At 70.9% G+C, this 24,457-nt stretch carries 15 protein-coding genes and 5 pseudogenes; 12 read left to right on the top strand and 8 right to left on the bottom strand.

Features of this window, described 5'->3' with window-relative positions; translation table 11 throughout:
- The first annotated feature begins 42 nt into the window (after positions 1-42).
- A pseudogene (locus ABZV31_RS27890) lies at positions 43-792 on the top strand (MIP/aquaporin family protein).
- A gap of 22 nt (positions 793-814) precedes the next feature.
- On the top strand, positions 815-2,335 hold the full coding sequence (gene glpK, locus ABZV31_RS27895) for a glycerol kinase GlpK (protein ID WP_355899167.1): 1,521 nt from the start codon (positions 815-817) through the stop codon (positions 2,333-2,335).
- Between the two features lie 117 nt (positions 2,336-2,452).
- Here the strand turns inward: glpK and ABZV31_RS27900 are convergent, their stop codons facing one another.
- The 5 genes from ABZV31_RS27900 to ABZV31_RS27920 are packed head-to-tail and all read right to left on the bottom strand — an operon-like array spanning position 2,453 to position 10,381.
- Positions 2,453-3,058 (bottom strand): ATP/GTP-binding protein, encoded by a 606-nt coding sequence (locus tag ABZV31_RS27900; protein ID WP_355899170.1) that lies wholly within the window; start codon positions 3,056-3,058, stop codon positions 2,453-2,455.
- A complete protein-coding gene (locus ABZV31_RS27905) occupies positions 3,039-6,668 on the bottom strand; it encodes a hydantoinase B/oxoprolinase family protein (RefSeq protein WP_355899173.1) in 3,630 nt (1,209 codons plus the stop codon). Before ABZV31_RS27905 ends, ABZV31_RS27900 begins: the two co-directional genes overlap by 20 nt.
- A gap of 24 nt (positions 6,669-6,692) precedes the next feature.
- Positions 6,693-7,088: a DUF742 domain-containing protein gene (locus ABZV31_RS27910; RefSeq protein ID WP_355899175.1), complete on the bottom strand. Its 396-nt coding sequence runs from the start codon at positions 7,086-7,088 to the stop codon at positions 6,693-6,695.
- A gap of 9 nt (positions 7,089-7,097) precedes the next feature.
- Positions 7,098-7,532, bottom strand: a complete 435-nt coding sequence (locus ABZV31_RS27915; protein ID WP_355899177.1) for a roadblock/LC7 domain-containing protein — start codon at positions 7,530-7,532, stop codon at positions 7,098-7,100.
- Positions 7,529-10,381, bottom strand: coding sequence for a nitrate- and nitrite sensing domain-containing protein (locus tag ABZV31_RS27920; protein ID WP_355899180.1), 2,853 nt, complete (start codon positions 10,379-10,381; stop codon positions 7,529-7,531). Before ABZV31_RS27920 ends, ABZV31_RS27915 begins: the two co-directional genes overlap by 4 nt.
- Before the next feature lie 420 nt (positions 10,382-10,801).
- Between ABZV31_RS27920 and ABZV31_RS27925 the strand changes: the two genes are divergently transcribed.
- Complete coding sequence (locus ABZV31_RS27925; protein ID WP_355899183.1) at positions 10,802-11,470, top strand: hypothetical protein; 669 nt, start codon at positions 10,802-10,804, stop codon at positions 11,468-11,470.
- A gap of 81 nt (positions 11,471-11,551) precedes the next feature.
- Here the strand turns inward: ABZV31_RS27925 and ABZV31_RS27930 are convergent, their stop codons facing one another.
- The 3 genes from ABZV31_RS27930 to ABZV31_RS27940 are packed head-to-tail and all read right to left on the bottom strand — an operon-like array spanning position 11,552 to position 13,184.
- The gene (locus tag ABZV31_RS27930) at positions 11,552-12,736 is read right to left on the bottom strand and encodes an FAD-dependent oxidoreductase (RefSeq protein ID WP_355899186.1); all 1,185 of its coding nucleotides are present in this window, start codon (positions 12,734-12,736) and stop codon (positions 11,552-11,554) included.
- Complete coding sequence (locus tag ABZV31_RS27935) at positions 12,733-12,864, bottom strand: hypothetical protein (RefSeq protein ID WP_355899189.1); 132 nt, start codon at positions 12,862-12,864, stop codon at positions 12,733-12,735. Before ABZV31_RS27935 ends, ABZV31_RS27930 begins: the two co-directional genes overlap by 4 nt.
- On the bottom strand, positions 12,861-13,184 hold the full coding sequence (locus ABZV31_RS27940; RefSeq protein WP_355899191.1) for a bifunctional 3-phenylpropionate/cinnamic acid dioxygenase ferredoxin subunit: 324 nt from the start codon (positions 13,182-13,184) through the stop codon (positions 12,861-12,863). Before ABZV31_RS27940 ends, ABZV31_RS27935 begins: the two co-directional genes overlap by 4 nt.
- Before the next feature lie 287 nt (positions 13,185-13,471).
- Here ABZV31_RS27940 and ABZV31_RS27945 point away from each other — a divergent pair, with 287 nt between their 5' ends.
- From ABZV31_RS27945 to ABZV31_RS27985, 9 genes and pseudogenes are all read left to right on the top strand, one after another.
- Positions 13,472-14,308: an IclR family transcriptional regulator gene (locus ABZV31_RS27945; protein ID WP_355899194.1), complete on the top strand. Its 837-nt coding sequence runs from the start codon at positions 13,472-13,474 to the stop codon at positions 14,306-14,308.
- A gap of 264 nt (positions 14,309-14,572) precedes the next feature.
- Entirely contained in the window at positions 14,573-15,658 is a 1,086-nt protein-coding gene (locus ABZV31_RS27950) for an S-(hydroxymethyl)mycothiol dehydrogenase (RefSeq protein ID WP_355899197.1), read from the top strand.
- Positions 15,659-15,771: 113 nt separating this feature from the next.
- Positions 15,772-15,876: pseudogene (locus ABZV31_RS27955) on the top strand (MBL fold metallo-hydrolase); the annotation flags it as partial.
- 50 nt (positions 15,877-15,926) lie between these two features.
- Positions 15,927-16,511: pseudogene (locus ABZV31_RS27960) on the top strand (MBL fold metallo-hydrolase); the annotation flags it as partial.
- Between the two features lie 42 nt (positions 16,512-16,553).
- Positions 16,554-19,048, top strand: a pseudogene (locus ABZV31_RS27965) (FAD-dependent oxidoreductase).
- A gap of 10 nt (positions 19,049-19,058) precedes the next feature.
- Positions 19,059-20,213 carry an N-methyl-L-tryptophan oxidase gene (solA, locus tag ABZV31_RS27970; RefSeq protein ID WP_355899200.1) on the top strand — a complete coding sequence of 385 codons (1,155 nt, stop codon included), beginning with the start codon at positions 19,059-19,061 and terminating at the stop codon, positions 20,211-20,213.
- A gap of 11 nt (positions 20,214-20,224) precedes the next feature.
- Positions 20,225-21,367, top strand: a complete 1,143-nt coding sequence (locus tag ABZV31_RS27975; RefSeq protein ID WP_355899203.1) for an aromatic ring-hydroxylating dioxygenase subunit alpha — start codon at positions 20,225-20,227, stop codon at positions 21,365-21,367.
- Entirely contained in the window at positions 21,348-22,814 is a 1,467-nt protein-coding gene (locus tag ABZV31_RS27980; protein WP_355899206.1) for an aldehyde dehydrogenase family protein, read from the top strand. The genes ABZV31_RS27975 and ABZV31_RS27980 overlap by 20 nt, the downstream gene beginning before the upstream one ends.
- A 70-nt stretch (positions 22,815-22,884) precedes the next feature.
- Positions 22,885-24,452, top strand: a pseudogene (locus tag ABZV31_RS27985) (amino acid permease).
- Positions 24,453-24,457 lie beyond the last annotated feature (5 nt).

Below are 24,457 nucleotides of genomic sequence, written 5' to 3' on the forward strand. Positions count from 1 at the left end.
GGACCGGGGTCGATCACCCCGGGCCGGGGCCTAGGAGCCGCCATGAGCAACGGAGACATATTCGTCGGCGAGATCATCGGTACGGCGATCCTGATCCTCTTCGGCGCGGGTGTCTGCGCCGCCGTGACCCTCAGATACTCCAAGGCCCGCGCCGCGGGCTGGGTCGTCATCGCGTTCGGCTGGGGATTCGGCGTGCTCGCCGGCGCCTACACCGCCGCTCCCCTCTCCGGCGGGCACCTCAACCCGGCCGTCACCATCGGCATCGCCGTCGACACCGGCAAGTGGGACTAAGTCTGGGTCTATCTCCTGGGCCAGTTCGTCGGCGCGATGCTGGGCGCCGCTTTCACCTACCTCGTCTATCTCGCGCAGTTTCAGGCCAATGTGGGCCAAACTGGTACCACCGAGGGCACCACGGACGAACCGGTTCCAACCCTCGGCGTCTTCTCCACCATCCCGGAGATCCGAAACCCAATCGCCAACCTGATTACGGAGATCATCGCAACGATCGCGCTCGTCCTGCCGATCCTCGCCTTCGGACTGACGAAGGGGCTCGGCGAGTCCGGCACCACGGTGCTGGTCGTCTCCCTGCTGGTCGTCGGCATCGGTCTGTCGCTGGGCGGGCCCACCGGCTACGCGATCAACCCGACGCGCGACCTGGGCCCGCGCATCGTCCACACCCTTCTGCCGATCCCGAACAGGGGCACCTCCGACTGGGGCTACGCCTGGATCCCGGTCGTCGGCCCGCTGATCGCAGGGGCGCTCGCGGGCGTCATCTACAACGCAGCCTTCTGACCCTCGCCACCAAGGGGTAGCCATGACGGACAACGCCGAGAAGTACGTGGCCGCTATCGACCAGGGCACCACCTCGAGCCGCTGCATCGTCTTCGACCAGAGCGGCGCGATCGTCGCCGTCGACCAGCGCGAACACCGCCAGATCTTCCCCAAGCCGGGCTGGGTGGAGCACGACGCCACCGAGATCTGGTCCAAGGTGCAGGCGGTGGTGGCGGGCGCCGTCGCCAAGGCAGGACTGCGCGCCGACCAGCTGAGCGCACTCGGCATCACCAACCAGCGAGAGACGACGGTCCTGTGGGACCGCGCCACGGGCAAGCCGGTGCACAACGCGATCGTGTGGCAGGACACACGCACCTCGGCGCTCTGCAACGAGCTGGCCGGCTCGGACGGGCAGGACCGTTTCCGCGAGCAGACCGGCCTGCCGCTCGCCAGCTACTTCTCCGGGCCCAAAGCGGCCTGGCTGCTGGACAACGTGCCCGGCCTGCGCGACCGCGCCGAGCGCGGCGAGATCGCCTTCGGCACGATCGACTCCTGGCTCATCTGGAACCTCACCGGCGGCACCGACGGCGGACAGCACGTCACCGACGTCACCAACGCCGGGCGCACCATGCTGATGAACCTGGAGACCCTCCAGTGGGACCAGTCCATCCTGTCCGCCATGAACGTCCCCGAAGCGATCCTGCCCGAGATCAAGTCCTCCTCCGAGGTGTACGGGACGGCTGTGGGCCAGCTCGCAGGGGTACCGGTGGCGTCGGCACTGGGGGACCAGCAGGCAGCCGTGTTCGGGCAGGCCTGCTACGACGTGGGAGACGCCAAGAACACGTACGGCACCGGCAGCTTCCTGCTGCTGAACACCGGCAACCGGCCCGTGCCGTCGAAGAACGGCCTGCTCACCACCATGGGCTACAAGATCGGCAGTGAGGCGCCGGTCTACTGCCTGGAGGGAGCGATCGCCATCACCGGCGCGCTGGTGCAGTGGTTCCGCGATCAGCTCGGCATCATCCGTACCGCGGACGAGATCGAGCCGCTGGCGGCGAGCGTCGAGGACAACGGCGGCGCGTACATCGTGCCCGCGTTCTCCGGCCTGTTCGCGCCGTACTGGCGCTCGGACGCGCGGGGGGTCATCACCGGCCTGACGCGGTACGTCACGAAGGCGCACCTCGCGCGGGCGGTGCTCGAAGCCACCAGCTGGCAGACCCGCGAGGTCGTGGACGCCATGTACCAGGACTCCGGGGTGCAGCTGACGACCCTGAAGGTCGACGGCGGCATGACGAAGAACAACCTGCTCATGCAGCACCAGGCGGACGTGCTCGACGTGCCGGTGATCCGTCCCAAGGTCTCCGAGACCACCTGTTTGGGCGCCGCGTACGCGGCCGGGCTCGCCACCGGCGTGTGGAGCGACCTCGACGAGCTCAAGTCGCACTGGCGGAAGGACGCCGAGTGGACACCGGCGACGGAGTCCTCGGTCCGTGACCGCGAGTACCACAACTGGCGCAAGGCCGTGGAGAAGAGCTTCGGCTGGCTCGAGGACGGCGAGGACTAGGCACGCGCGCGCCCACCGTGAACCACGCGCGTGTGGACGTCGACGCAACCCCACACGCGCGTGCCATGGGCCGCGGCCCGTACCCCGGTCGGCGCGGGCACGGGCCTTGCGCGGGCGTCAGGTGGTGACGACCGGACGGCGGTCCGCGGCGTAGGCCATGGCGTGCTCGACGACCCCGATGAGGATTTCCTTGACCGACTCGCGGTCGCGGGCGTCGCACAGCAGCAGCGGGACGTCGTCGTCGAGGTCGAGGGCCTGGCGGACGTCCTCCGCCGGGTAACGGGGGGCTCCCTCGAAGCAGTTGACGCCGACGAGGAAGGGGATGCCGCGCCGCTCGAAGTAGTCGACGGCGGCGAAGCAGTCCTGCAGGCGGCGTGTGTCGGCCAGGACGACGGCGCCGAGCGCGCCCTCGGACAGCTCGTCCCACATGAACCAGAACCGTTCCTGGCCGGGCGTTCCGAACAGGTACAGCACCAGGTCCTCGCGCAGCGTGATGCGGCCGAAGTCCATGGCCACGGTGGTGGTGTGCTTGCCCTCCACGCCGTTGGTGTCGTCGACCGGGCGCCCGGCCTCGGTGAGCAGCTCCTCGGTGCGCAGCGGCCTGATCTCGCTGACCGCAGCGACGAGGGTCGTCTTGCCCACGCCGAAACCGCCGGCCACCAGGATCTTGAGCGTGACGGGCTCGACCGGGGGCTTGCCGCGCTCAGAACGCCCGAAGATCATCGATGTCTTCTCCTGCTTGATGGGGGTCGGGTGACGGTGGGCCGTAGCCTCCGCCGCCGGGGGTTTCGATGACGAGTACGTCGCCGGGGGCGACGTCCGCCGAGTCACTTCCGCCGAGTTCGACGAGCGTGCCGTCCGCGCGCTCCACGCCGTTGGCGCCCAGCGCGCCGGGCTCGCCGCCCGCCATGCCGTACGGCGCAACCCTGCGGTGCTGGGACAGTGTGGAGACGGTCATGGCCTCCAGGAAGCGGATACGGCGCACCGCGCCGTCTCCGCCGCGCCACCGTCCGGCGCCGCCGCTGCCCCGCCTGACCGCGAACTCCTCCAGCCGAACCGGCAGCCGCCATTCGAGGACTTCGGGGTCGGTGAGCCGCGAGTTGGTCATGTGGGTCTGGACGACGCTCGCACCGGGGAAGCCGTCGCCCGCGCCGGAGCCGGAGGCGACGGTCTCGTAGTACTGGTGGCGTTCGTTGCCGAAGGTGACGTTGTTCATTGTCCCGGAGCCCTCGGCCTGGACGCCGAGCGCCGCGTACAGGGCCCCGGTGATCGCCTGGGAGGTCTCCACGTTGCCCGCGACGACGGCGGCCGGCGGCTCGGGGCTGAGCATCGAGCCGGGCGGCACGATGATCTTCAGGGGGCGCAGACAGCCGTCGTTGAGGGGGATGTCGTCGGCGACCAGGGTACGGAAGACGTACAGAACGGCCGCGTTGACCACCGAGAACGGGGCGTTGAAGTTGGTCGCCGACTGCGGAGAGGTGCCGGTGAAGTCGATCGTCGCCGACCTCTTGGCGCGGTCCACACGGACGCGGACCCGGATGACGGCGCCCGTGTCGGTCTCGTAGGCGTACTCCCCGTCGTCCAGGGCGTCGATGACCCGGCGGACGGCCTCCTCGGCGTTGTCCTGGACGTGCCGCATGTAGGCCTGGACGACCTCGAGGCCGAAGTCCTCGATCATGCGGGCGACCTCGTCGACGCCCTTGCGGTTGGCGGCGATCTGGGCGCGCAGGTCGGCGAGGTTGGTCTTCGGGTTGCGAGAGGGGTACAGCGCCTCGGTCAGCAGGCGGTGGGTCTCCTCCTCGCGGAACCGGCCGTTCTCGGCAAGCAGCCAGTTGTCGAAGAGGACACCCTCCTCCTCGATGGTGCGGCTGTTCGCGGGCATGGAGCCCGGCGCGATGCCCCCGATTTCTGCGTGGTGGCCGCGCGAGGCGACGTAGAACAGGATCCGGTCACCCTCCGTGTCGAACACCGGGGTGATGACGGTGACGTCCGGGAGGTGGGTGCCGCCGTGGTACGGGTCGTTGACCGCGTACGTGTCTCCGGGCCGCATCCGGGAGCCGCGGCGCCGGATGACCTCCTTGACGCTGGTGCCCATGGAGCCCAGGTGGACGGGGATGTGCGGGGCGTTGGCCACGAGGTTTCCGTCCGGGTCGAACAGGGCGCAGGAGAAGTCGAGACGTTCCTTGATGTTGACCGACTGAGCCGTGGACTCCAGTCGGGCGCCCATCTGCTCGGCGATGGACATGAAGAGGTTGTTGAAGACCTCGAGGAGGACCGGGTCTGCTTCCGTGCCGAGATCGGAACTCTGCGTAACCGCCGCGCGTTCCATGACCAGATGCCCGTCATCGGTCGCCGCGGCCCACCAGCCGTCGTCGACGACGGTCGTCGCACTGGCCTCGGTGATGATCGCGGGGCCGGTGACGGTGACGCCGGGTCGAAGATCCTCTCGGCGGTGGAGGGGGACGTCGCGCCAGGCGCCGCCGGTGTGGAGACGGACGGTCTCCGGGGTGGCGGAGCGGCCTGCGCGGGCGGCCTCGTACGGGGCGAGAGCGGAGAGATCGGGGGGTTCGGTGACGCCGGTGGCTTCCACGGAGAGGGCTTCGACGACGACCGGGCGGTCGAGCTTGAAGGAGTACGTGGCGCGATGACGTTCTTCGAAGGCGTGCCTCATGGTGTCGGGCTCGGTCAGCTCGACGGTGAGGGGGGTGTCCGTGCCGTCGTAGCGGAGCTGGGCGCGCCGGGTGACGCGGATGCGGTCCTCGGGGACGTCCTCGGCGAGGAGTTCGGCGCGGGCCGCGCCCTCCAGGTCGTCGGCGGTCTTCACGACGCCCGGCATGGAGGCGGGCTCCAAGGGAGCTTCGACGGACTGTTCCCGCATGGCCGTGGTGTCGGCGAGACCGATGCCGAGCGCCGACAGGACGCCGGCCATGGGCGGGACGAGGACGGTGCGGATGCCGAGCGAGTCGGCGACCATGCAGGCGTGCTGTCCGCCCGCACCACCGAAGGTGGTGAGGGCGTAGCGAGTGACGTCGTGGCCCTTCTGCACGGAGATCCGCTTCACGGCGTTGGCGATGTTGGCGACCGCGATCTGCAGGTAACCCTCGGCGACCTGTTCGGGCGTGCGGTCGTCGCCCGTCTTCTCCCGGATCTCGCGGGCGAGGGCGGTGAACCGCGCGCGGACGAGCTCCGCGTCGAGTGGCTGGTCGCCGCGGGGCCCGAACACCCTGGGGAAGTACGCGGGCTGGATGCGGCCCAGCATGACGTTGGCGTCGGTGACGGCGAGCGGGCCGCCGCCGCGGTAGCAGGCGGGCCCCGGGTCGGCGCCCGCCGAGTCCGGGCCCACACGGTAGCGGGAGCCGTCGAAGTGCAGGACCGAGCCACCGCCGGCGGCCACGGTGTGGATGTCCAGCATGGGCGCCCGCAGCCGGACGCCCGCGATCTGCGTGGTGAAGACGCGTTCGTACTCGCCCGCGAAGTGGGAGACGTCGGTGGAGGTGCCGCCCATGTCGAAGCCGATGACGCGGTCGAAGCCGGCGAGCTGGGACATGCGCGCCATGCCGACGATGCCGCCCGCCGGTCCCGAGAGGATGGCGTCCTTGCCGCGGAACTGCCCGGCCTCGGCGAGCCCGCCGTTGGACTGCATGAACATCAGCCGGACGCCTTCGAGCTCGTCGGCGACGTGCTGGACGTAGCGGCGCAGCACGGGCGAGAGGTAGGCGTCGACGACAGCGGTGTCCCCGCGCGGGACGAGCTTCATCAGCGGGCTGACCTCGCTGGACAGCGAGATCTGCGGGAAGCCGATCCGCTCGGCCAGCTCGCCGACGGCCCGTTCGTGCACGGGGTGGAGATGGCTGTGCAGGCAGACCACGGCGACGGCGCGGACCCCGTCGTCGTACGCCTGCTGGAGCGGGCCCGTGAGAGCGTCCAGGTCGGGGGCGCGCAGGACGGTGCCGTCGGCCGCGATGCGCTCGTCGACCTCGACGACCCGTTCGTAGAGCAGCTCGGGCAGGTCGATGCGGCGGGCGAAGATGTGCGGACGGTTCTGGTAGGCGATGCGCAGGGCGTCGCGGAAGCCCCGGGTGATGACGAGGAGGGTCCGCTCGCCCTTGCGCTCCAGCAGAGCGTTGGTGGCGACGGTCGTGCCCATGCGGACGGACTCGATGGGGTCCTGGGATCCGTCGAGGAGCTTGCGTACACCGGCGACGGCCGCGTCGGCGTACCGCAGGGGATTGTCGGACAGCAGCTTGTGCGTGACCAGGCGGCCGTCCGGGCGCCGCGCGACGATGTCGGTGAAGGTGCCGCCTCGGTCGACCCACAACTGCCAGCCTGTCATGTCACTACCCCGCTTCCGCGCCGCTCACAGCGCCCGCAGGCCGTTGATCACGTCGCGCAGAATACTCTCGTCCGGCAGTTCGGCCGGGGGCACCGGACGCGTCACATGGACGTATTCCTCGTCCACGAGGTCACCGATGAGCACCCGCACCACGCCGACGGGGAGGTCGAGTTCCGCGGCGAGTTCGGCGACCGACTGCGGGGTGTCACGGCACAGTTCGACGATGTCCACGTGTTCCGGGGACAACGTATGGTCCGCCTCCGGATCCTCCACGCGGGGCTCCGTGACGACCACCGCGATCAGGTCGAGGCGGTGCTGGGCCGCATGGCTGGTGCGGCCCCGTGTCATGGCGTACGGCCGAACCACCGGTCCGGCGTCGTCGTCGTACCAGTGGCTTCTTGCCTGGCCGTCTCCGCTCATGTCATCCCACTACCCGCCGGAGGGCAGATCGGTACGCGGCGCGGCGCCCAGATGCACACCGACCCGCTTGACGAGGAGCGTCATCTCGTACGCGACCTGGCCCACGTCCGAGTCGGCGTCCGACAGGACGGCGAGGCAGCTGCCGTCGCCGGCCGCCGTCACGAACAGGAAGGCGTCGTCCAGCTCGACGACCGTCTGCCGGACGTTACCCGCGTCGAAGTGGCGGCCCACGCCCTTGGCGAGGCTGTGGAAGCCGGAGGCCACGGCGGCCAGGTGCTCGCTGTCCTCCCGGGTCAGGTCCTTGGACACCCCCGTCGGCAGACCGTCCCCGGAGAGCACGATGGCCTTGCGGATGCTGGCGACCCGGTCCACGAGGTCGTCGAGGAGCCAGTTCAGCTCCCCCTTGTTGGTCGCGGTGTGGCCGGTCGCCTTCGGTGCGGTCATCGACCGTCCCCCTTAGTCGTTCCTTGTGCTGTGCCGTCCCGGGCCTCGTCGCCCCAGGCGTTCTCCTCACGGCCGCGCTGCCAGCCGCGCTGGAGCGAGGCCATACGGCTGCGCACCGCGTCGGCATCGCGTTCGACGGGTTCCGCCCGGTCCTCGGTGCGCCGCTCGGGGCTCTGCTTCAGCTGCGGGGCCAGGCTCGCCTGCCGCACGCGCCGGGGCAGCGGTCCCGCGCCAGGTCCGGGCTTGCCGGGTGCGATGGCGCAGCTCCGGCTCGTGTCGCCGGGGCCGCCGGCCTCGAGCGCGGCACGGCCGATGCGCTTCGGGAGGGCGGGAGCCTCCTCCGACCGCTTTCCCGTGTCCGGGGATGCCGGGGAGGCATCGCGTCCGCCGAGGCGGTCGGCCGCGCCGCCGACTCGCTTCAGGGGCGTTTCGCCACGACGGCGGGTCGGCAGCGGGGCCACCGCCTCCGGTTCCGGTCGGCCGAGGCTCGCCGGGGCCTTGTCGTCCGCCGCCTCGCGGAGGGACCGCTGTTCGGTGACCGGGCGTCCGTGGGAGCTGATCAGCTTGGGCGTCCGGCGCCGGGGCAGGGGGACCGGGACACCCCGGTCCTCGGCCTCGCCGGTGCGGTCCGGTGCGCCGCGCAGGCCGGCGGTCTGCCGGGGCTCGGCGCCGGGGCGGGCCGTCGCGTCGTCCGGCTCCGGCCGGGCCGGGGAATGGCGCGGGCGGAACAGTTCGCCGCGTTCGCTGTCCTCGTCGTCGAGGGCGCCGGGAAAGTCCTCGATGGCGTCCAGGTCGACGGGAGCCTCCAGCTCCACCGGCCCGTCCAGGAGCGAGGCCGGCAGTCCGGGAAGCTGCACGGGTGCCTGGGATAGAGCGGTCCTGCGGCTCTCTCCCCGTTCGGCCTCCGTCGAGGGCCGGTCCCGGTCGAGACGGAAGCCGATGCCGTTGGTATCGGGGACGTCGACCGTCAGCAGCGCGTCGGGGATGAAGACGACGGCGGTGGTGCCGCCGTACGGGGACGGCTGCAGCGAGACCCGGACGTTCTGCCGCTGGGCGAGCCGGCTGACCACGAACAGTCCGAGCCGGTCGGTGTCGGTCAGTTCGAACTCCGGTGTCTCGGCGAGCCGGAGGTTGGCGTCCAGCAGCGCTTCGGCGGCCATGCCGAGGCCCCGGTCGTGGATCTCCAGGGTGAAGCCGTTGGCGACGTGTTCGCCGAGGACCTGGACGGCGGTGTGCGGCGGGGAGAACACCGTGGCGTTCTCCAGCAGTTCGGCCACGAGGTGGGTGAGGTCGGCGACGGCGGGGCCGGTGACCGCGATACGCGGCAGCCGACGGACCTCGATGCGTTCGTAGTCCTCCACCTCGGCGACGGCGGCGCGCACGATGTCCATCAGCTGTACGGGCTTGCGCCACTGCCGGGACGGGGCGGCTCCGGAGAGGATCACCAGGCCCTCGGCGTGCCGGCGCATGCGGGTGGTCAGGTGGTCGAGGCGGAACAGGTCGGCGAGTTCCTCGGTGTCATCGGTCCGGCGTTCCATGGCGTCGAGGAGGGTGAGCTGCTTGTGCAGCAGGACCTGGCTGCGGCGGGCGAGGTTGACGAAGACCTCGGAGACGCCGGCGCGGAGCTCGGCCTGCTTGACAGCGGCCTCGACGGCGGCCCGCTGCAGGGTGTTGAGGGCCTGGCCGACCTCGCCGATCTCGTTCTTGTCGTATGCGAGGCGCGGGACCTCGGTCTCCACGTCGACCTGTTCGCCCGCGGACAGCCGGCGCATCACGCTGGGCAGCCGGACGCCGGACGCCTCGTGGGCCTCCAGGCGCAGTTGCCTGAGGTCGCGGATGAGGCCGCGGCCGATGCGCACGGACAGCACGAGGGAGAGCAACAGGGCGATCAGACCGAGGACACCGGCGACGGCCGCCTGCAGGATGACATCCATCGCGACCGGGCGGACGCGATCCTGGTAGCGATCGTTGGCCTGGTCGTCGAGGGTGCCGAGTTCGTCGAGCACGTCTCCGGCGGCGGTGTCCCAGCTCTTGGCGGTGACGCCCTCGGGAGTGCCGGACGGGGTGGAGACGACGTCTTCCTCGGCCACCCGCAGCGGGGCGGAGGAGGCGTTCTTCCAGAAGCGTTCGTAGTGGCCGCGTTCGGAGGCGGGCAGCAGCGGGAGGTTGATGTCGTACATCAGGGACCGCTGGGCCACGAGGTCGGAGATGTCGCGGCTCTCGTCGCGGGTGAGCCTGCCGACGACCAGCGAGGAGCCGAGGAGCGCGTCCTCGCGGGAGAGGAGTTCGCGTGCCCGGGCGAGGTTGACGAGGGCGCGGTACTGCTTGTCCAGCTCCACGTCGTCGACGACATGGAGGTTGGCGAGCAGGACGTAGCAGGGGTCGACCAGGCGGTTGTAGAGGTCGAGCGCCTGCGCGCGGCTGACGGTGCCGTCCTCGACGCTGCGGCGCAAGGACTCGATGCCGTCGAAGGCGTCGAGCGCGGCGGTAAGCCGCCCGTCGCTGCCGGTGCCCATGGCGTCCCGGACGTCGGGGTTCTTCCCGTTCCTGCGGATCTTGGCGATGGCCTCGTCGGTGGCGGTCCGGCTGCGCCGCAGCGCGGCCAGCCCGTCGGAGGCGCGGGGGTCCGCGAGATAGACGAGGGTCTGGCGGCGCTCCTGCTGCAGGACGCGGACGGTGTCCTCGGTGGGGTAGGCGATCTTTTCCACCACGGAGGACACCTTGAACAGCTGGGCCGCCTGTCGTCCCGTGATCACAGTGGCGAAGGCCCAGATCGCGGTCAGGGACAGCAGCGGCACGAGAAGCAGCGCCACGATCTTCCGGCGGATGGACTTCCCGCGAAAGCGCATGGCCTCCCCCAGCTCGACCCCCACCGAAAGGGGGTACACATGTGCGTCAACAAACGGCGCGAGCCTACTACCGACACACAGGTAACTCGAAGAGCTGTCCGGAGGCTGAAGTTCCGTACCCGCGGCGAGAGATGGCGAGTTGTCCGGGCATTGCGGGAGATGGCGGCCCGGATTCCCAGGGTGGCGGACGCGTCGCAACAGGTCGGCCGACTTGGCCGGTTGGCCGATATTTTTCGCTGGTTGGGAATCTTCGTGACGCCTCGTTCGTCCTTGTCTATGGGAAATGGGGGCGGAATCGGCCACAGGAGCCGTATCCCGCACCTGGGCGGCGTAAAACAGCGCAAGCCGGGCAGCCACTGGGGAGTCGGGTCTTCGGACACCGGGGCGAGCGGCCTGCTGGCGGTGGGGAGTGACACGTTGATGGACACGGCGGAGCGGCGCCAGACGGCCGGTGACGGCGGGGCGGCGCAGCTGACAGTGGCGCAACGGGCGCCTGAGGCACGGGATAGCGACATTCCGGCGGTCGGGGACGACACGGAGGGGGCTCGCGGGCTTTTGGCGCATGCGGGCGCACCGGAGGCCGGACACGGGCTTTCGGCGCGCGCGGGCGGACCGGCCACGCCGTGCGGCTCAGCGGCGGCGGGCGACGAGCAGCAGCCGGGGGTCGCCGCGGCACACGCGGCGCAGGAGCAGCCCTACTACAAGCCGTTGTGGGTCGAGGAACCCGCGCGGCGGCGCCGGTTGCCGGATCCGGTGCGTGAGGCGGCCGTCCGGGCGGTGCTGATCATCGCCGTGACGCTGATACAGGCGGTGGTGGCGTTCCTGTGCACCATGGCGGGGTCCTGGCTGGCGTTCCCCATGGTCCTCAGCAGCGTGGCCAGCACGGTGGTGGCCACCTGGGCCGCGCTCGACGTCTGGGTGACCCGCCAGGTATGGAACCAGCGCAACGGCGTGGTGTCGACGCCGAGCAGCACGGCACGGGCCCTGCGGCGCGAGCGCCGCCGGACCCGGCGTGAGGAGCGGGCGGCCGAACGGGCCCAGGAGCGAATACGCCGGCGGGGCGGCACGGGACAGCTGTCGCACTCCTAGGCGCGCCTCGGCGGAGCCCGCTCGAGGGCGTCTGTCGCGGGGCCGGCCAGGCCCCCTGACACCGCGTCGGTCACCGCGCGTTCACAGCGCGGCCGGCTGCACCCGGCTCTCCGTCCGCGCCAGTTCGCGGCGGGCCCGCATGAAAGGGCGGGGGCGGTCCACGGCGAGTACCGCGGTCGTACGGCCGTCACGCTCGTACACGGCGAGGAAGCCACCCTCGGCCGGTGCGCCGTCGGCGAGTTCGCCCTCGGTGATGCGGACGGTGTCGCCGTCCTGACGGTGGCCGGCGAACTGGATACGGGCGCCGTACTGGTCGGACCAGAAGTACGGCACCGACCGCATGGTCTCGACGGTCCGCCCGGCTAGCAGGTTGGCCACGGCGACGCGGGGCTGCTCCGTCGCGGAGGTCCAGTGCTCGGCCCGGGTGCCCCCGACGCGCGCGACGTCGCCGACGGCGACCACCTGCGCCAGCGCGGTCGCACAGCCGTCGTCGCACAGGACGCCGTCGTGCAGGGCGAGCGTGGAGCCGGCCAGCCAGGCGGTGTTGGGGCGTGCTCCGATGCCGACGATCACGACGTCGGCAGGGAGGATGCTTCCGTCGGCGAGTTCGACGCCGGTGACGGCGACCGTGCCGCGCAGTCCGGCGACGCCGGTGCCCGTCACCAGGTCCACTCCTCCCCGGCGATGCAGCGTGGCGCAGACGGCGGCCAGCTCGGCGCCGAGTTGGGGCACGAGCGGCAGCGGGGCGGCCTCGACGACGGTGACCGTGTGGCCGAGGGCGGCGCAGGAGGAGGCGGTCTCGGCCCCGATGAAGCCGCCGCCGATGACGACGACCTGGCGCGGGCCCCGGGTGAGGTCCTCGCGCAGGGCGCGGGCGTCGTCGAGGGTGCGCAGGGTGTGGACGCCGGCGAGGCGGTCGCCGGGGAGGCGGCGGGCCGAGGCGCCGGTGGCGATGACGACGCCGTCGGTGGAGACGGTGCGGCCGTCGTCGAGCAGGACGGTGCGGCCCCGAGCATCCAGACCACGGGCGCGGACGCCGAGGAGCCACTCGGCGTCGAGGCTGGCGGTCTCCTCGGCATCGGTGAGGGCGAGCTGGGCCTCGTCGGCGCGGCCGGTGAGGAAGTCCTTGGACAGGGGCGGGCGGTCGTAGGGGCGGTGGGGTTCGTCGCCGACGATCACCAGTCGTCCCTCGAAGCCCTGGGCGCGCAGCTCACGGGCGGCGTACAGCCCGGACAGGGAGGCGCCGACAACGGTCACGGTCCTCATGCGGTGCGGCTCCTCTCGGCCTCCGCCGCGCGCGGGTCCGCCGGGCGCAGGGCCGCCGGGCGCAGGGCTACCGAGCGCGGGGCCGCCGCAGGGCGGAGCGCCGTACGCCGTATGTTCAGTGCGTTCATGCGGCCGTTCCCTCCTCCGCGGCGAGGTGGACGTGGACGATGCCGTCGTCGACGGTGACACGGTGGGTGCGGACGGGGCGGCGGGCCGGGAGGCAGGTCGGCTGTCCCGTACGGAGATTGAATGAGGCGGCGTGCAGCGGGCATTCGACCAGGCAGCCCTCCAGCCAGCCCTCGGAGAGGGAGGCGTCCTGGTGGGTGCAGGTGTCGTCGATGGCGTACAACTCGCCGTCGTCGGTGCGGAACACGGCGACGGGCGGGGTGATGTCGAGGCGGACGGACTCGCCCTCGGGGAGGTCTTCAAGGCGGCAGACGGGAATCACGGGCCCCCCTCTCGGTCCAGGACACTCGGTCCGGACCCATGTGGTCCAGGAAGTCAGGGAGTTCGGACCGTCGTCGGTCCGGGCTGTGCACGTGCGGGGAGGACGGACCATCGTCGGTCCGGACGGTCCGGCCCCCTTCCGGGCGTCGGACTCTTCGGTAACATGATGTTTCATATGGCGCACGCAAGCGCGCTATGCGCAACAGAATCCGGGCCGGGCGACCGTTGCGTCAAGGGTTTCCCGCAGATGCGGCCCAAACAGGGCCGACAGGTGGTGAGAGTTGAGCCATGACCCGCACGCAGAAGCAGTCCGACCGCGGCGAGGAGCCCGCAGGGAACTCGGCGAAGCAGAACGGTAGAGGCGCTGCCAGCGCGGTGCAGTCGGTGGACCGCGCCGTGAGCGTGCTGGAGATCCTCGCCCGGCACGGTGAGGCGGGCGTCACCGAGATCGCTGACGAGCTGGACGTCCACAAGTCCACCGCGTTCCGGCTGCTCGGCGTCCTGGAGAACCGCGGCCTGGTGGCCCAGGCGAAGGACCGCGGCAAGTACTACCTGGGGGCCGGCGTGCTGCGCCTGGCGGGGGCGGCGGCAGTGCGGCTGGACATCTCCCAGGAGGGCGTGCCGGTCTGCCGCGAGCTCGCCGACGAGCTGGGCGAGACGGTCAACATCGCGGTCCTGGACGACGACGCGGCGGTCAACATCATGCAGGCCCGCGGCACGGCCTCCGTGACCGCGCAGAACTGGCTGGGCCGGCGCACCCCGCTGCACGCCACCTCCAGCGGCAAGGTGCTGCTCGCCCACATGCCGCCCACCCTGCGCGAGGGCCTGCTGGCGCGCCCCCTGCCCCGCTTCACCGAGCGCACGATCACTGGCGCGTCGATGCTCCGCAACGAGCTGGAGGCGGTGGTGGAGCAGGGTTACGGGATCACCATCGAGGAGCTGGAGCTGGAGCTGGGGCTCGCCGCCGTGGCCGCGCCTGTCCGGGCGCACGACGGCAAGGTGATCGCCGCGATCAGCGTCTCGGGGCCGGTGTACCGGCTGAATCCGGACCGGCTGCCGGAGTTGGCGAAGCGGACGGTCGCGGCCGGGGTCGAGTTGTCCCGCCGCATGGGCTACGGCTTCTGAGCCAAGGCCTCTGAACTGCGGCTTGGGAGCAACCCCGAGCAGGCACCGGCGCACACCGATCGCGGCGCCGGGACGGCCACCCACCACAGCGCGGGACCGGGAACTCCCTGGTCCCGCGCTGCTGTGTGTCCGGCAGGTTTCGTCCCTCCCGCTCCTTTTGCCGAGGGTTAACGCACACCTCTTGACGGCCACTCGACGCCGTTCTCACTATGTTCCCCATCGCGCAACCCATAGTGCATTGCGCAACAGCAGAGGAGCTTGGTCGTGCCATACGAGGTCCGTGCCGTAGTCGCTGTCAAAAAGGGCGCACCCGTCGAGGTGCAGACGATCGTGGTTCCTGATCCGGGCCCGGGCGAGGTGCTGGTGAACGTGCAGGCCTGCGGGGTCTGCCACACGGATCTGCACTACCGGGAGGGCGCGATCACCGACGACTTCCCGTTCCTGCTGGGCCATGAGGCCGCCGGCACGATCGAGGCGGTCGGCCCGGGCGTCACCGACCTCGCCCCCGGCGACTACGTGGTGCTCGCCTGGCGGGCGCCCTGCGGCTCCTGTCGTTCCTGCCGCCGCGGCCGCCCCTGGTACTGCTTCGACTCCCGCAACGCCACCCAGCCGATGACGCTGCTGGACGGCACACCGCTCACCAACGCCCTGGGCATCGGCGCCTTCGCCGAGAAGACCCTGGTGGCGGCGGGCCAGGCGGTGAAGATCGACCCGGCCGCCCGCCCCGAGGCCGCGGGCCTGATCGGCTGCGGCGTCATGGCCGGTTACGGCGCGGCGGTCAACACCGGCAACGTCGGCCGCGGCGACTCGGTCGCCGTCATCGGCTGCGGCGGCGTCGGCAACGCCGCGATCGCCGGCCCCTGTCTGAACGGCGCCATGAAGGTCATCGCCGTCGACATCGACGACAAGAAGCTCGACCAGGCGGAGAAGTTCGGCGCCACGCACACCGTCAACTCCCGCGGCACGGACCCGGTCGAGGCGGTCCGGGAACTCACCGACGGCTTCGGCGTCGACATCGCCATCGACGCGGTCGGCCGCCCCGAGACCTTCAAGCAGGCCTTCTACATGCGCGACCACGCGGGCCTGCTGGTCCAGGTCGGTGTCCCCGCCCCGGACATGAAGGTCGAGCTCCCGCTGATCGACGTGTTCTCGCGCGGCGGCGCCATCAAGTCGTCCTGGTACGGGGACTGCCTGCCGAGCCGCGACTTCCCCTTCCTCATCGACCAGTACCTGTACGGACTGCTCGACCTCAACGCGTTCGTCTCCGAGACCATCGCCCTGGACCAGGTGGAGGAGGCGTTCGGCAAGATGCACCGGGGTGAGGTGCTGCGCTCGGTGGTGGTCCTGTGAGCGTCCACGGGACCGTGCGCGTCGAGCGCGTCGTCACCTCCGGCACCTTCAGCCTCGACGGCGAGACCTTCGACGTCGACAACAACGTCTGGCTGGTCGGCGACGAGGAGGAGGTGCTGGTCGTCGACGCCGCCCATGACGCCCGTACGATCCACGAGGCCGTAGCGGGCCGCCGGGTCACCGCGATCGCCTGCACCCACGCCCATGACGACCACATCGACGCGGCGCCCGAGCTGTCCGCCCTGACCGGCGCGCCCGTCCTCCTGCCTCCGGCACCTTCAGCCTCGACGGCGAGACCTTCGACGTCGACAACAACGTCTGGCTGGTCGGCGACGAGGAGGAGGTGCTGGTCGTCGACGCCGCCCATGACGCCCGTACGATCCACGAGGCCGTAGCGGGCCGCCGGGTCACCGCGATCGTCTGCACCCACGCCCATGACGACCACATCGACGCGGCGCCCGAGCTGTCCGCCCTGACCGGCGCGCCCGTCCTCCTGCACCCCGACGACAACGAGCTGTGGTCGCACACCCACTCGGCCCGCAAGCCGGACGGCGAGCTGACCGACGGCCGGATCCTCACGGTCGCCGGGATCGAGCTCCAGGTGATCCACAACCCCGGCCACACCTGGGGCAGTTGCTCGCTTTACGTGCCCTTCCTCGACACGGTGTTCACCGGCGACACCCTCTTCCACGGCGGCCCCGGCGCCACCGGCCGCTCCTACTCCGACCGCCCCACCATCGAGGCCTCCCTCCGCAACCGGCTGCTCACCCTGCCCGGCGACACCGTCGTGCGCACCGGGCACGGCCAGGACACGACGATCGCCGCCGAGCGGCGCAACGTGCCCGCCGCATAAGCGGCTTCCCCGACCCCCATCCCCGCCACCGCAAGGAGGGGCATGTCCAGCACGTCCGAAAACGGGTCCACCGCCGCCCACGGTTCCAGGCCCGGCACCCGCCCCAGCAGTCCCCGTGTGGTCGTCATCGGCGCCGGCATCGTCGGCTGCTCCCTCGCCGACGAGCTCACCGCCCGCGGCTGGACCGACGTCACCGTTCTCGAACAGGGCCCGCTGCCCGCTCCGGGCGGCTCGACCTCGCACGCGCCCGGCCTCGTCTTCCAGACCAGCCCGTCCAAGACCCTGTCGGAGTTCGCCAAGTACACGGTCGAGAAGTTCAACTCCCTCGAGGTCGAGGGTGTTTCCTGCTTCGACCCGGTCGGTGGCCTGGAGCTGGCCACCACCCCTGAGCGCCTCGCCGACCTGCATCGCAGGGCAGGTTATGCCGCCTCCTGGGGCATCCGCGGCGAAGTGGTGAGCACCGCCCGCTGCAAGGAGCTCTGGCCGCTCCTCGACGAGTCGGTGGTCCTCGGCGGTTTCCACACCCCCGACGACGGCCTGGCCCGCGCCCTGCTCGCGGCCCGCGCCCAGATGGAACGGGCCACCGGCAGGGGCGCCCGGTTCCTGGACCGCCACACGGTCACGGGGATCGAGAAGGAGAACGGCCGGGTCACCGCTGTCGTCACCGACCAGGGCACCTTCCCCGCCGACCACGTCGTCTCCGCGGCCGGTTTCTGGGGCCCGGTCATCGGCCGCATGGCGGGCATCGACGTACCGCTGCAACCGCTCGCCCACCAGTACGCCAAGACGGAGCCGCTGCCCGAGCTCGCCGACCACCGGGCCGAAGCCTCCCGCCCCATCCTCCGCTTCCAGGACCGCGACCTGTACTTCCGCGAGCACACCGACCGCATCGGCATCGGCTCCTACGCCCACCGGCCGCTGCCCGTCGATCCGTTCGCGGTCCTGCCGTACGACGAGGCCCGCGCCCGCAGCATGGACATGCCGTCCTCCTATCCGTTCACCGAGGAGGACTGGGCCCCGAGCTGGGAGGACTGCCGCCGACTGATCCCGGCCCTGCGCGACACCGACATCGCGGAAGGCTTCAACGGCGTCTTCTCCTTTACCCCCGACGGCATGCCCGTCCTCGGCGAGTCGCGCGCGCTCAGGGGCTTCTGGCTGGCCGAGGCCGTCTGGGTCACCCATTCCGCCGGCGTCGCCAGGGCCGTCGCCGAGTGGATGGTCGACGGGCGGCCGTCCCTCGACGTCCACGAGTGCGACCTCACCCGCTTCGAGGAGGCGCAGCGCTCACCGTCGTACATCACGGAACGCGGTGCGCAGCAGTTCGTCGAGGTGTACGACGTCCTGCACCCGCTCCAGCCGATGGAGCAACCGCGCCCGCTGCGGGTCAGCCCCTTCTATGCCCGCCAGCAGGCCCTCGGCGCCTTCTTCCTGGAGGGTGGCGGCTGGGAGCGCCCGCACTGGTACGAGGCGAACGCCCGGCTCGTGGACGGGCTGAACCTGCCATAGCGCGACGCCTGGTCGGCCCGCTACTGGTCGCCGATCGCGGCCGCCGAGGCGAAGGCGACCCGCGAGAAGGTCGCGCTGTACGACATGACGCCCTTGCGTCGCCTGAGGTCACGGGCCACGGAGCCCTCGGCTTCCTGCACCGCATGACGACCAACAACCTGCGCAAGAAACCCGGCGCGATCACCTACACCCTTCTTCTCGACGAGACGGGCGGCATCCGCTCCGACCTGACCGTGGCCCGCCTCGGCTCCGACCGCTTCCAGGTCGGCGCCAACTCCCCCGCGGACATGGACTGGTTGCTCAGGCACGCACCGGATGACGTGCAGATACGGGACATCACCTCCGGTACCTGCTGCATCGGCGTGTGGGGCCCGCTCGCCCGCGACCTTGTGCAGCCGCTGGCCCGGGACGACTTCTCGCACGAGGGCTTCGGCTACTTCCGCGCGAAGGAGACGTACATCGGGCACGTCCCGGTGACGGCGATGCGGCTGAGTTACGTCGGTGAGCTGGGCTGGGAGCTGTACACCACCGCCGACCTGGGGCTCCGGCTCTGGGACACGCTGTGGGAGGCGGGCCGGGAGCTCGGTGTGGTCGCGGCCGGCCGGTCCGCGTTCAACTCCCTGCGCCTGGAGAAGGGTTACCGCGCCTGGGGCGTCGACATGACGGACGAGCACACTCCGTTCGAGGCGGGCGTCGGCTTCGCGGTGCGCATGGACAAGGACGGCTTCACCGGAAAGGCCGCGCTGGAGGCGGCCGGCGAGCCCACTCGCCGTCTCACCCCGCTTCTGCTCGACGACCCCGCCGCGAACGTCCTCGGCAAGGAACCCGTATACGTCGACGGCGTCCCGGCCGGCTACGTGACCAGCGCGGCGTACGGCTACACGCTGGGCCGCTGCGTCGCCTACGCCTGGCTGCCCGCTCACCTGACCACCGGCAGCGGCGTTCACATCGAGTACTTCGGCGAGAAGGTCCTCGCGACCGTCGCCGACGAGCCGCTGTTCGACCCGAAGATGACCCGCATCCGCCGCTAGGAGGCCCACCGTGTCCCCCACTTACGACGTGATCGTCATCGGTCTCGGCGGCATGGGCAGCGCCGCCGCCCACCATCTGTCCGCGCGCGGTGCTCGCGTGCTCGGCCTGGAGAAGTTCGGGCCGGTGCACAACCGCGGTTCCAGCCACGGCGGTTCGCGGATCACCCGGCAGTCGTACTTCGAGGACCCGGCGTACGTACCGCTGCTGCTGCGCGCCTACGAGCTGTACGAGGACCTGCAGCAAGCCACCGGGCGCGAGATCGCCGTCCTCAGCGGTGGCGTGATGGTCGGCCGGCCCGACTCCCGGACCGTCTCCGGCTCGCTGCGCTCCGCGCAGGAGTGGGACCTGCCGCACGAGGTGCTGGACGCCAAGGAGATCCGCCGCCGCTTCCCGACGCTCGCGCCGAAGGACGACGAAGTGGCGCTGTACGAGCGGAAGGCAGGACTGCTCCGGCCCGAGAACACCGTCGCCGCGCACCTTCAGCTGGCCACGCGGCAGGGCGCCGAGCTCCACTTCGAGGAGCCGATGACGCGCTGGGAGCCGTACCGGGACGGGGTCCGCGTCCACACCTCCGAGAACACCTACAGCGCCCGCCAGTTGGTGATCTGCCCGGGCGCCTGGGCGCCGCAGCTGCTCACCGACCTCCGAGTGCCGTTCACGATCGAGCGGCAGGTCATGTACTGGTTCCAGCCGAAGGGCGGCGTCCAGCCCTTCCTCCCGGAGAACCACCCGATCTACATCTGGGAAGACGCGTCCGGCGTCCAGGTCTACGGCTTCCCGGCCATCAACGGCCCGGAGCTGGGCGCCAAGGTCGCCTTCTTCCGCAAGGGCCAGGTCACCACTCCGGAGACCATCGACCGGACCGTCCACGACCACGAGGTCCGGGCGATGGCCGACCACATGGCCGGCTGCATCCCGGACCTGCCAGGCACCTTCCTCAAGGCCGCAACCTGCATGTACTCCAACACCCCGGACGAGCACTTCGTCATCGCCCGCCACCCCGCGCACCCGGACTCGGTCACCGTGGCCTGCGGGTTCTCCGGGCACGGCTTCAAGTTCGTGCCCGTCGTCGGCGAGATCCTCGCCGACCTGGCCCTGACCGGCACCACCGAGCACCCCATCGGCCTGTTCGACCCCACCCGCCTCGCCGCCGCGCCCGCCTGAGGAGCACGCACGTGACGACGACCCCGATCTCCCCGAGCCTGATCGCCACCCTCCCCGGGCACTACTACACCGACCCGGAGATCTTCCGGCAGGAGCAGCAGCTGCTGTTCGAGTCGCTGTGGTTCTGCGCGGTCCGCAGCGCCGACCTGGCCAGGCCGGGCGCCTTCCGCACCGTCCAGGTAGGGCGCGAGAGCGTCCTGATCACCCGCACCCGCACCGGCGAGCTGCGCGCCTTCCTGAACATCTGCCGCCACCGCGGGGCCCGGCTGTGCCTGGAGGAGTCCGGCGAGCTCCGGCGGACCCTGCAGTGCCCGTACCACGCGTGGACGTACGACCTCGACGGCAAGCTGGTCGCCGCGCCGAACCTGATCAAGATGCCGGACGTCGACCGCGTCGAGTACGGCCTGGCGACGGTCGCCCTGCGCGAATGGCTCGGCTATGCCTGGGTGTGCCTGGCCGACGAACCGCCCTCCTTCGAGGAGACGGTGATGGGCGCCGCCGTCGAACGGCTCGGCGACCCGGCCGCCATCGAGCGCTACGGCACCGAGAAGCTCGCGCTCGGCAGGCGCATCACGTACGACGTGAAGGCGAACTGGAAGCTGATCGTCGAGAACTTCATGGAGTGCTACCACTGCGCGACGATCCACCCCGAACTCACCGACGTCCTGCCGGAGTTCGCGGACGGCTACGCGGCCCAGTACTACGTGGGCCACGGCGCCGAGTTCGGCGAGGAGGTCAAGGGCTTCACAGTCGACGGCAGCGAGGGCTTCGCCAAGCTGCCCGACGTCACCGACGACCAGGACCGCCGCTACTACGCGATCACCGTGAAGCCGACGGTCTTCATCAACCTCGTACCGGACCACGTGATCCTGCACCGCATGTTCCCGCTCGCCGAGGACCGCACGGTCGTCGAGTGCGACTGGCTGTACGCGCCTGAGGTCGTGGAGTCGGGCGCGGACCTGTCGAAGTCGGTGGAACTGTTCCATCGGGTGAACGTCCAGGACTTCGACGCCTGTGAGCGGACCCAGCCGGCGATGTCGTCCCGCGCGTACCGCGGGGGCGGGGTGCTGGTCCCCAACGAGCACCACATCGGGATCTTCCACGAGTGGGTCCTTCAGCAGCTGGGAGGCGGCCATGCCGGACCTGTTCATTGACGGCACCTGGCGCGGCGCCGTCGACGAGCGCACCCGCGAGATCCGCTGTCCCGCCGACGGCTCCCTGGTCGGGGTCGTGGACGAGGCGGGCGGCAAGGACACGGTGGAGGCGATCGCCGCCGCCCGCCGCGCCTTCGACGAGGGTCCCTGGCCGGGTACGTCCCCGAACGAGCGCGGTGACCTGCTGCTGCGCGTCGCCGACCTTCTCGTCCGGGACAAGGAGGCGCTGGCCCGCGCCGAGTCCCTGGACACGGGCAAGCGGCTCGTCGAGAGCGCGTACGACATCGACGACGTCGTGAACTGCTTCCGCTACTACGGGCGGCTGGTCGCGAGCGAGACCGGGCGGGTGATCGACACCGGTACGGAGGACGTGGACAGCCGGGTGGTGTACGAGCCCGTCGGCGTCTGCGCACTGATCACCCCCTGGAACTACCCCCTGTTGCAGACCTCCTGGAAGGTCGCCCCGGCGCTCGCCGCCGGCAACGCCTTCGTGCTGAAGCCGAGCGAGCTGACCCCGCACACGGCGATCCTGCTGATGCGGCTGCTGGAGGAGGCCGGACTCCCACCCGGTGTGGGCAATCTGGTGCTCGGCGCCGGTCCGGAGGCGGGCGCCCCACTCGGCGACCACCCGGACGTGGACCTCGTCTCCTTCACCGGAGGTCTGCAGACCGGCCGCCGCCTGATGGCGGCCGCGGCCGGCACGGTGAAGAAGGTCGCCCTCGAACTCGGCGGCAAGAACCCCAACATCGTCTTCGCGGACGCCGACTTCGACGCGGCCGTCGACATGGCGCTGACCGCGGTGTTCCTGCACTCCGGCCAGGTGTGCTCGGCCGGAGCGCGCCTGCTGGTGGAGGACGCGCTGCACGACCGGTTCGTCGACGAGGTCGTCCGGAGGGCATCGGAGATCCGCCTCGGCGGGCCCTTCGACGACCGCGCACAGACCGGGCCGCTGATCTCCGCGGCGCACCGGACGAAGGTCGAGGCGTACGTCGCCAAGGGGCTGGAGGAGGGCGCGGTACTGCGGTGCGGCGGCAGGCGGCCCTCCGGTCCGGGCTACGACGCGGGGTTCTACTACCTGCCCACCGTGCTGGACGAGTGCACCAACGGGATGTCGGTGGTGCGGGAGGAGTCCTTTGGGCCGGTGCTGACCGTGGAGCGCTTCGGAAGCGAGGACGAGGCCGTGCGGCTCGCCAACGACACGATCTACGGGCTCGCCGGCGCCGTCTGGACGGGTGACGAGGCCAAGGCCGCGCGGGTCGCGGCGCGGCTGCGGCTCGGCACAGTCTGGATCAACGACTACCACCCCTACGTCCCGCAGGCCGAGTGGGGCGGTTTCAAACAGTCCGGCTTCGGGCGCGAACTCGGGCCCACCGGGCTCGCCGAGTACCGCGAGACGAAGCACATCTGGCGCAACACGGCCCCCTCCCCCCGAGGTTGGTTCGCCTGACGCCCCTTCCGACCCCGGCCCCCGCACGAGCCCCGCCCCCAGCGTCCCGAGGCCCACCAGGAGTCCGCTCATGACGACAACCGAGCAACCGCCAGGCCCACCCCACCACGACGACGCCGAACTGGCCGAGTTCGGCTACAAACCCGAACTCAAACGCACCCTCGGCAACTTCCACACCTTCGCGGCCGGAATCAGCTACATCTCGATCCTGACCGGCACCTTCCAGCTCTTCTACTTCGGCTACGGCAGCGGCGGCCCCGCCTACTGGTGGTCGTGGCCGATGGTCTTCGTCGGCCAGTTCACGGTCGCCCTGTGCTTCGCGGAGCTGGCCGCCCGCTACCCGTCGCGGGCTCCGTCTACAACTGGTCGAAGAAGATCGGCAATCCGCACCTGGGCTGGCTCGCGGGCTGGATGATGCTGATCGCCTCGATCGTGTCGATCTCGGCCGTGGCGCTCGCCTACCAGCTGACGCTGCCGCAGATCTCCTCCGCCTTCCAGTTCGTGGGGGACGGCACCGGCACGTACGACGTGGCGACCAACGCGGTGATCCTGGCAGCGGTATTGATCCTGTTCACCACGCTCGTCAATGCCTTCGGTGTCAAGTTGATGGCCACGATCAACACGGCGGGTGTGTTCATCGAGTTGATCGCCACGGTCGTGTTGATCGTCCTCTTCGCCGTCCACATCACACGTGGTCCTCAAGTGGTCATGCAGACCAACGGCACCGGGACGGGCTACTCGACCGGCTACCTCGGCGCGTTTCTCGTGGCCTCGCTGGCGTCGGCGTACGTCATGTACGGCTTCGACACGGCCGCCTCGCTCGGCGAGGAGTCCCTGGACCCGTCGCGGAACGCGCCGCGCGCCATCATCCGCGCGATCGTCGCCTCCTTCGTCCTGGGCGGCCTGGTCCTGCTGCTGGCGCTGATGAGCGTCTCCAGCCTGAAGGGCGACAAGCTGTCCACGGACGGTCTGCAGTACGTCGTGCTGGACGTGCTCGGGCCGACGGCCGGCAAGGCGATGCTGTGGTGCGTGCTGATCGCGGTCACGGTGTGCGCGCTGGCCGTGCACACGGCGGCGATCCGGCTGGCGTTCGCGATGGCCCGGGACAACAACCTGCCCGCGTCCTCCCTGATGGCCCGGGTCAGCCCGCGCTTCAAAACCCCGGTGCTCCCGGCCGTGATCATCGGCGTGCTGGCGCTGGCGATCCTGGTGGTCAACATCCGCCAGCCGCAGATCTTCACGGTCGTCACCAGCATCGGCATCATCATGATCTACCTGGCCTATCTGGGCGTGACCGCGCCCATGCTGGTGGCCCGGCTGCGCGGGACGTGGCAGCCGGCGGGCGAGGGCAGGTTCTCGCTGGGCCGCTGGGGGCTGCTCGTCAACATCGTCGCAGTGGTGTGGGGGGCCGCGATGACGCTGAACCTGCTCTGGCCGCGGGCCGCGGTCTACAACGCGACCGCCCCGTACCACTGGTACCTGCGCTGGGGCGCGGTCCTGTTCGTCGCCGTCATCGCGGGCGGCGGCTACGCCTACTACTGGTTCGTCCAGCGGCACCGGACCGGCGTGCTCGCCGAGCACCGGCTGGAGTCCACGCCCGCCCCGACCACTCCCCTCGCCGCTCCGGCGGCCGACTAAGGAGG

This window comes from Streptomyces sp. NPDC005202, from assembly GCF_040608235.1.
Classification (GTDB): Bacteria; Actinomycetota; Actinomycetes; order Streptomycetales; family Streptomycetaceae; genus Streptomyces.

What these genes read in the sequence shown, in the direction of transcription:
- glpK (WP_355899167.1), top strand. Translation starts at nt 815, where the DNA reads ATGACGGACAACGCCGAGAAGTACGTGGCCGCTATCGACCAGGGCACC.
- ABZV31_RS27900 (WP_355899170.1), bottom strand. Translation starts at nt 3,058, where the DNA reads ATGATCTTCGGGCGTTCTGAGCGCGGCAAGCCCCCGGTCGAGCCCGTC.
- ABZV31_RS27905 (WP_355899173.1), bottom strand. Translation starts at nt 6,668, where the DNA reads ATGACAGGCTGGCAGTTGTGGGTCGACCGAGGCGGCACCTTCACCGAC.
- ABZV31_RS27910 (WP_355899175.1), bottom strand. Translation starts at nt 7,088, where the DNA reads ATGAGCGGAGACGGCCAGGCAAGAAGCCACTGGTACGACGACGACGCC.
- ABZV31_RS27915 (WP_355899177.1), bottom strand. Translation starts at nt 7,532, where the DNA reads ATGACCGCACCGAAGGCGACCGGCCACACCGCGACCAACAAGGGGGAG.
- ABZV31_RS27920 (WP_355899180.1), bottom strand. Translation starts at nt 10,381, where the DNA reads ATGCGCTTTCGCGGGAAGTCCATCCGCCGGAAGATCGTGGCGCTGCTT.
- ABZV31_RS27925 (WP_355899183.1), top strand. Translation starts at nt 10,802, where the DNA reads ATGGACACGGCGGAGCGGCGCCAGACGGCCGGTGACGGCGGGGCGGCG.
- ABZV31_RS27930 (WP_355899186.1), bottom strand. Translation starts at nt 12,736, where the DNA reads ATGAGGACCGTGACCGTTGTCGGCGCCTCCCTGTCCGGGCTGTACGCC.
- ABZV31_RS27935 (WP_355899189.1), bottom strand. Translation starts at nt 12,864, where the DNA reads ATGAACGCACTGAACATACGGCGTACGGCGCTCCGCCCTGCGGCGGCC.
- ABZV31_RS27945 (WP_355899194.1), top strand. Translation starts at nt 13,472, where the DNA reads ATGACCCGCACGCAGAAGCAGTCCGACCGCGGCGAGGAGCCCGCAGGG.
- ABZV31_RS27980 (WP_355899206.1), top strand. Translation starts at nt 21,348, where the DNA reads ATGCCGGACCTGTTCATTGACGGCACCTGGCGCGGCGCCGTCGACGAG.